Source organism: uncultured Flavobacterium sp., from assembly GCF_937967675.1.
GTDB lineage: Bacteria > Bacteroidota > Bacteroidia > Flavobacteriales > Flavobacteriaceae > Flavobacterium.
The window spans coordinates 1-7445 of record NZ_CALBSN010000110.1; the positions used below are offsets into that span (position 1 = coordinate 1).

The window sequence follows — 7445 nt, forward strand, 5'->3', positions numbered from 1 at the left end:
GTAATTTGTTGGTAACGAGGTTCCACATTTCTATATTTTGGAAACAACCAAATTTGAAATAATTTTGTATGATGATTGTGATTTGGATTAAACTCGCTGTGTTGAATTCCCGTTCCAGCACTCATTACTTGAATGTCTCCGCTTTTAATAGTTGTGCCATTTCCCATACTGTCTTTATGCGCCAAATCACCTTCTAATGGAATCGTGATAATTTCCATATTATCGTGTGGATGTGTTCCAAAACCCATTCCAGCTGCAATGGTATCATCATTCAAAACGCGAAGCATTCCAAATTGTACTTTTTCTGGGTCATACCAATTTGCAAAGCTAAAACTGTGATAGGCATTTAACCAACCATGATTGGCGTGACCTCTTTCATTTGCTTTATGTACTATCGTTTTCATATTCTATAAATTTAGTAATTATTAGGATACAAATTTACAATCATGAATAGGGAAGAGCGCTTAACCTAGATTAAGAAATTATCGTATTGCTGAACGATGCGCTACATCTAAAATTTCATAAATAATTTTTAAGTGATACTTTACAGTGTTCTCAGAGATAAACAACTTATTTGCAATTTCTTTGTTAGTTAATCCTGAGCGAATATAGGAGATGATTTCTTTTTGGCGTTCTGTTAAATTATAGTTGGAAACATCTAAAGTTGCGTTTCCTTTTTCGTCTAATGCTTGAGTTAAACGTTCAATTTCATTGTGAATTCTTATGTTCTCTTTTTCTACTAAAATTCTTTTTGCCCTATTTGATTGGTATAACCTAACGGAAAAATACAATAAAAGGAGTAAAGATACAATGACACCATACAATATGTAATCTATATATTTTTCGTTTTCTTCTTTTAGCTGTCTATTCTCGTCTTCTAATTTTTTTTCAGCTAGTTCTAACTTTCCATTGGCATCGGTTGCATTATAATATTTTACAATGGAATCATATTTTTTTTGGGTAAAAAAAGCATTTTTATAATCCTCATTTTCTTGTAATATGTTTCGCATTACCTGGTATAAATACATTTCATATTTTACCTTATTGTATTTTTTGGCTAATAATAAGCCTTCTTTAAAAGTAGTATCACGCTTTTCAAAAAGGTTCATTTTATTATAGAGTTCCATTTTTTTACCATAAATATTAGGTAAATTCTCTGGTGAATTTGCTCTAACTAAAGCATCAGCTTCATTTAATAGTTGTTCAGATTTTACATAATCTTTGTTTAACATCTTGATATACCCATCTTGCATAATAATCCAAGATTGTGTGGGAATGGATAAATGTTTAAAGTTTAACTTTCTAAGTTTTACTATTAAAGCTTCAGCTTTTGGAAAATCTTGTGTGTCAAAATATACAAAGCATTTTTCTGCATCGATATTGTTTTTAACCTCTTCTTTGCAGTCACTTTGTAATCCTTCTGCTAAAGCTAAATCTAGTTTATGTAATGTTTTTGTGTAGTTAAATAAACGTTTATAGGTGAAAGACTCTAATAAGTAAGCATAATACTTGTCGTAATGACTTGCATCTGGATTGTTGATAATGTCATTTAACAGAGCAATAGATTTTTCATATTGCAAATTATCATTTAATGTTTTGATTTGATTTTCTAATTTTTTGAGTTTTTCAGATTGCCCAAAAGATTGAGTAAATACAAATAATACAAAAAGCAAAATAGGGAAATGCTTTTTAAGCATACTTAAAATTTTTACAAAGATAAGAAACACCTCATTAAAACTAAAAATAAGTTTTGTTTTTAAAGTGTTGATTTTTAATATTTTAATTAAAACTACCCGCCGGGTAGTACATAAAACTACCCGTTAACTACCCGCCCAAAATTAGATTTTAATACAAGCCTTGCTCAACTTTGTAGCAAACAAAATACAAATGAAAATTTTAGAGCGTATTAAGAACTATCTCCGTCTTTTCTCCATAAAAAGAAATGAAGTGATTTATACCTGTATTCAAAATAATATTCCTTTAACCGATGAAAATATTAAGGAAGTATCGCTAGTATTTAAACAAAAAGAAAGCGAAGAATTGTTAAAAAATTTTAATAAAGAAAACAAGACTAAGTAAAAAACGAATTGATTTGAGATTTCAACTAATCTAATCTAAAAATTACCCAAAATAGTAATTTACTGACTATACAGCAATAACCTTGAAAAACATAAAAAAATATCGTTTAGAAATTCTATTATTTATTTTATACTCAGGTATAATTTATACCATTTTATCTTTTTTTATTAACTAATTATGAATCAAATGAAAATTAAAAAATTACTCATTGCTGCTTTTTTACTGGTAGCTTTTCAAACACAAGCACAAGAAGCAGTGGTCACCTCTGGAGGTAACGCTTCTGGAATAAACGGAAACGTTAGCTACACAGTAGGACAAGTGCTTTACACAAGCAACACTGGAACAACCGGTTCAGTAGCGCAAGGTGTGCAACAACCTTTTGAAATTCAAACCGTTTTAGGTGCAGAGAATTTCAACATTAACCTGCAATTAGCGGTGTATCCAAATCCAACAACCAACTGGTTACAACTTGAAGTACGTAACACAGATTTCGCAAATCTTTCGTATCAATTATTTGACTTAAACGGAAAAATGATTTTAAATGAAAAAATTACTGCCGAAACTTCTTCCATTCAAATGGAACGCTTACCAGCAGCTATTTTTTTATTAAAAGTGGTAAGCAACAACAAAGAAGTGAAAACGTTTAAAATCATCAAAAAAGAGAATTAATCATGAAAAACATAAAAAAACTTATAGTAGCGACTTCTTTATTCATAGGAAGTTTAGCTTTTGCCCAAGCTCCCGAAAAAATGAGCTACCAAGCCGTAGTGCGTAACACTACTAATAATTTAGTAACCAACCAACCGGTAGGCATGCAAATCAGTATTTTACAAGGTTCGGCTACAGGAACAGCCGTTTATGTAGAAACACAAACCCCAACCACTAATGCAAACGGTTTAGTGAGCTTAGAAATAGGTGGTGGTACAATAGTTTCAGGAAACATGGCTACTATCAACTGGGCAAATGGTCCCTATTTCATCAAAACAGAAACCGATCCAACAGGCGGATCTTCTTATACCATTACAGGTACTTCTCAATTATTGAGTGCACCTTATGCTTTGTATGCCAAAACATCAGGGAGTTCAACTCCTGGCCCACAAGGACCTGCAGGACCACAAGGTATTCAAGGTGAAATGGGACCACAAGGACCAATCGGTTTGACTGGTGCGACTGGACCGCAAGGACCAATTGGATTAACAGGCGCTACAGGTGCAACTGGACCACAAGGACCAATTGGATTAACTGGTGCAACTGGACCACAAGGACCACAAGGTGAAACAGGACCACAAGGACCAATTGGATTAACAGGTGCTACTGGACCACAAGGACCTGCAGGACCACAAGGTATTCAAGGTGAAACAGGCCCACAAGGCCCAATCGGTTTGACTGGTGCAACAGGCCCACAAGGACCAATTGGATTAACTGGACCACAAGGACCTGCAGGACCACAAGGACCAATTGGTTTAACGGGTGCGACTGGACCACAAGGTATTCAAGGAGAAACGGGACCACAAGGACCAATCGGTTTAACGGGAGCAATGGGTCCACAGGGTCCAACAGGATTAACCGGAGCAACAGGCCCTCAAGGTCCAGCGGGAACTAACGGTACCAACGGACAAGGTGTGCCAACAGGTGGAACAGCAGGACAAGTGTTAGCCAAAGTAAATGGTACCGATTATAATACACAATGGGTTACGCCAAGTGCAGGTGGAAGTGGTGCACAAGTAGCCTTGATTGCTACAAAAACTACTAATCCTCAAGTTTTAGCATTAGCTAATGGACTAAATACAGGTGATTTGGTAACGTTTGACAATGTGGTTACCTCGAACACTACTTTTGGAAGCTATAATACTGCTACCAATACTTTCACCGTAAGTCAAGCTGGAGTATATTGTATACAAGCAACTGTTCGTACCCCAGATGCACCAACTCCAAGCCAAACACCCAATCAGTTTTTGTTTGTGGATTTTGATAATGCAGGTATAACAGGTATAAATACAATGTTTACAGAATATCCTGTAGCCAATCCCGGAAATTTCCCATCTGGGGTGAAAGGAAAAGGATTTACATCAGTAATGATGTATTTAACTGCAGGACAAACTATAAATATCAAAGGTTTAACAGCGAATTCAGGTACCCTCAGTCAAGGCTTAAGTACGAATGGTACTTGTAAGTTCATGATTTTTAAAATGTAAAAGAATTATGTTTTATAAGGATTACATGTTTCTCAAGTATTCTTAAATTTGTAAGACATTTATTAAACGAGTCAGCAATGGCTCGTTTTTGTTTTTATAACAAAGGCATTCGTAACCATTGAAATTTCCCCCATTTTTGTCATGTTGACGCAAGGAAACATCTCACAGCTACCGCACGAATCCTTTCGTGTGGTTCATTTAACAAAAAATTATAAACCAAAACAGCATCAAGAAACACAAATTATAATGCTAATTTTAAACCGAAAAACGAGTCAGCAATGGCTCGTTTTTTATTCCTTCAACAGTCTTGCTTTCATCTTACTAAAAAACTCAGGTGTAATACCAATATAAGAAGCGATATGTTTTTGAGGAACTTTCTGAATTAAGGTGGGATATTTAGAACAAAATTTCTCAAAACGTTCTTCAGCAGTTAAACTCAAATTATCGATTAATCGCTCTTGATGTGCAACTAAGGAGTTCTCTGCTAAAATTCTGAAAAAGCGTTCTAATTTTGGAATTTCTTGATAAAGTTGTTGTTGGTTTTCTTTGGTAATCATCACCACTTCGGCATCTTCTAGAACTTCGATAAATAAATTGCCTGGTTTTTCAGAAATATAGCTGTACATATCACCAATCCACCAACCTTCGCAAGCAAAATGCAATACGTGTTCGATAATGTTATCATTAATATTGAAACTTCTCAAAATTCCTGAATTCACAAAATACGTGCAAGTCGCCACTTCGCCCGCACTCAATAAAATGGTTTTGGCTTTGAATGGTTTGGTTTCAGTTTTAGACAAAAACAACTCTTGCTCTTCAGGAGTTAGCGTAACATGTTTGGCGATATTTTCTAAAATGGATTGCATTACTTCAAAAATACAATTTAATTTTGGGATTCCAGAAACAAAAAAACCGATGCATTACACATCGGTTTAATATTAATGAAAGTGATCTTCTTCAATTTCAAATTCGGCATCTTTTTCCCAAATTTCCATTTCGCAAGGTTTACAATTGAATTTTAGTTTGTATTCCAATTCGCCTTGTTTTAAAACTAAAGGTTCTTTTAGTTTTTTGTCCATGTTTTCTCTGTGGTATTTTGGACAACGCTCTAATTCGTATTTGATGCAATATTTCGTCGTCATTACGCGAGATTTTCCTGGATCCCATTGTAATTCGAACGCTTTTTCAATTTCGGTTACTCCATGACGTTCGTAGAATTTACGAGCGGTTTTGTTGGCAACATTGTACATGAAATCCAATTTCGTTTCTGGATACGGATGCGATGTTTTTACTAATTGATGTTCTTTTCGAACGTAATTTTTCAAACGAATTTCTGATAATTGTTCGTAAACCGTTCTTCGCATTTCATTGATTTTTGAAATAGGAAGGAACCAATTTCCAGAAAATTCAATTGTAATTTCATCAGCTGTATAAGGTGTAAAACCTGTTTTAGCCAATTGCGTTTTGATATTTTCTTCGATAGATTCGTTGTTTTTAGTACGCTCTTTCGAATGCTCTAATTTCACAATGCTCACATTTCTATCTTCATCGGTTGCAATTAATTCGAAACCATTTTCGTTTTCAGTCATCAATAAAGTAGTGCTGATTTTTCGAACTGCACTATCTTCTCTTTCTACTAATTTGATGAAAGCTGCATCGTTATTTCTGTAAATGAAAGTACCTTCTTTGATTTCTTTCAATACGTTTGGATAAACAAATCCGTTTTCGGCACGGTTCACGTAAATTCCTTCGGCTTCGTTGTTTTCGTTGATGAAACACAATCCGTCACCATTATTTAGTAATTCTCCGTTTTCGATTTCGTAGGCATTTCCAACTGTTTTTACCAATTTACCAATATATTGTCCTTTTGATTTTGGACTTTCCCAAGAACCGATTGCTTGATGTCTTTCGTTTACAAAATAATCAGTATAACCACGATTGAAGGTTCTATCTAATGAAGAATCAAACAAATACGTGCATTTTCCAGACGAAGCTTTGGTGTATTTATCACTATTTTTTTCTAAGAAATCATCTAATTTTTGACGTAAGTAGGAAACGTTATTTTTTACATAGACGATATCTTTCAAACGCCCTTCAATTTTAAAAGAAACAATTCCAGCTTCAATTAAATTTGGAATTTGGTTGGAAACATCAAAATCTTTAATCGAAAGTAAGTGACTGTTTTTAATTAAAGTATCACCATTTCCATCAATTAAATTATAAGGTAAACGACAATTTTGTGCACAAGAACCACGGTTTGCCGAACGTTCGCCATTAGCAACACTCATATAGCAATTTCCGCTAAACGAAACACACAAAGCACCTGTAACGAAGAATTCTAATTCCACATCTGTAGCTTCGTGGATTTCTTTGATTTGACTTAAATTCAATTCACGCGCTAAAACCACACGTTTGATTCCGGCATCGGCTAAGAATTTAATTTTATCAGCATCACGATTGTTGGTTTGCGTACTGGCATGCAATACGATAGGAGGCAACTCCATTTCCATAATCGCCATGTCTTGAATGATTAAAGCATCTACGCCAATGTCATACAATTTCCAAATCAATTGACGACAAGGTTCTAATTCGTTATCGTATAAAATGGTATTGATAACTACAAAAACCTGAGCGTTAAACAAGTGCGCATATTTTACCAATTCGGCAATATCTTCCACAGAATTGGTAGCATTTGAACGAGCACCATATAAAGGAGCACCAATATAAACCGCATCGGCACCACTGTTTATGGCAGCAATTCCTTGTACTAAGTTTTTTGCAGGAGCTAAAATTTCAATCTTCTTTTTCATATGTTCTGACTATAATTTTTCAGATGTAACATATGGAATCGCTTTTTTTTAATTTGTGATTGCTTATGCAATCTTTTTTAGTGGCGATTTCATTTGTAAATCTTTAATCTTTCGGGATTTGCCGAAAAAAAGTGTGCAAAGTTCTTATAAAAAATCCAAGATTTCTAATTCAAGTTCGCTTTTTTTGAATTTAGAGCATAAAAAACACGAATTGGTTTAATTTAATAAATCAATTCGTGCTAATATATTTGTTTGTGATTTAAGAAACTGCTTCTTTGATTCTTCTCATTGCTTCTGTTAATAAAGCTTCGCTTGTTGCGTAAGAGAAACGAATACAATTTGGATTTCCAAAAGCGTCTCC

Annotated in this window: 7 protein-coding genes; 3 read left to right on the forward strand and 4 right to left on the reverse strand. The window is 34.3% G+C overall.

All coding sequences use genetic code 11. The features are described 5' to 3' along the window. Together Q0075_RS07540 and Q0075_RS07545 are read right to left on the reverse strand one after the other, a co-directional pair. Window positions 1-404: pirin family protein (locus Q0075_RS07540; RefSeq protein ID WP_297868976.1), on the reverse strand; the 404-nt coding region annotated here is incomplete at its 3' end. A gap of 78 nt (window positions 405-482) precedes the next feature. Beyond that, window positions 483-1697, reverse strand: a complete 1215-nt coding sequence (locus Q0075_RS07545; RefSeq protein WP_297868977.1) for a LuxR family transcriptional regulator — start codon at window positions 1695-1697, stop codon at window positions 483-485. 190 nt (window positions 1698-1887) lie between these two features. Between Q0075_RS07545 and Q0075_RS07550 the strand changes: the two genes are divergently transcribed. The 3 genes from Q0075_RS07550 to Q0075_RS07560 all read left to right on the forward strand — a co-directional run bounded on the left by Q0075_RS07550 (window position 1888) and on the right by Q0075_RS07560 (window position 4274). Further along, entirely contained in the window at window positions 1888-2079 is a 192-nt protein-coding gene (locus Q0075_RS07550; RefSeq protein ID WP_297868978.1) for a hypothetical protein, read from the forward strand. Between the two features lie 186 nt (window positions 2080-2265). Then, window positions 2266-2748 (forward strand): T9SS type A sorting domain-containing protein, encoded by a 483-nt coding sequence (locus Q0075_RS07555; RefSeq protein WP_297868979.1) that lies wholly within the window; start codon window positions 2266-2268, stop codon window positions 2746-2748. 2 nt (window positions 2749-2750) lie between these two features. Further along, window positions 2751-4274 (forward strand): hypothetical protein, encoded by a 1524-nt coding sequence (locus Q0075_RS07560; RefSeq protein ID WP_297868980.1) that lies wholly within the window; start codon window positions 2751-2753, stop codon window positions 4272-4274. A gap of 290 nt (window positions 4275-4564) precedes the next feature. On the opposite strand, the gene Q0075_RS07565 is transcribed toward Q0075_RS07560, so the two are convergent. Then, complete coding sequence (locus Q0075_RS07565) at window positions 4565-5140, reverse strand: Crp/Fnr family transcriptional regulator (RefSeq protein WP_297868981.1); 576 nt, start codon at window positions 5138-5140, stop codon at window positions 4565-4567. A gap of 72 nt (window positions 5141-5212) precedes the next feature. Further along, window positions 5213-7084 (reverse strand): U32 family peptidase, encoded by a 1872-nt coding sequence (locus Q0075_RS07570; RefSeq protein ID WP_297868982.1) that lies wholly within the window; start codon window positions 7082-7084, stop codon window positions 5213-5215. Between the last annotated feature and the right edge of the window lie 361 nt (window positions 7085-7445).

Excerpts from the sequence above, each read along its gene's own strand:
- Q0075_RS07565 (WP_297868981.1), bottom strand. The coding sequence starts at position 5,140 with ATGCAATCCATTTTAGAAAATATCGCCAAACATGTTACGCTAACTCCT.
- Q0075_RS07570 (WP_297868982.1), bottom strand. The coding sequence starts at position 7,084 with ATGAAAAAGAAGATTGAAATTTTAGCTCCTGCAAAAAACTTAGTACAA.
- Q0075_RS07560 (WP_297868980.1), top strand. The coding sequence starts at position 2,751 with ATGAAAAACATAAAAAAACTTATAGTAGCGACTTCTTTATTCATAGGA.
- Q0075_RS07550 (WP_297868978.1), top strand. The coding sequence starts at position 1,888 with ATGAAAATTTTAGAGCGTATTAAGAACTATCTCCGTCTTTTCTCCATA.
- Q0075_RS07555 (WP_297868979.1), top strand. The coding sequence starts at position 2,266 with ATGAAAATTAAAAAATTACTCATTGCTGCTTTTTTACTGGTAGCTTTT.
- Q0075_RS07545 (WP_297868977.1), bottom strand. The coding sequence starts at position 1,697 with ATGCTTAAAAAGCATTTCCCTATTTTGCTTTTTGTATTATTTGTATTT.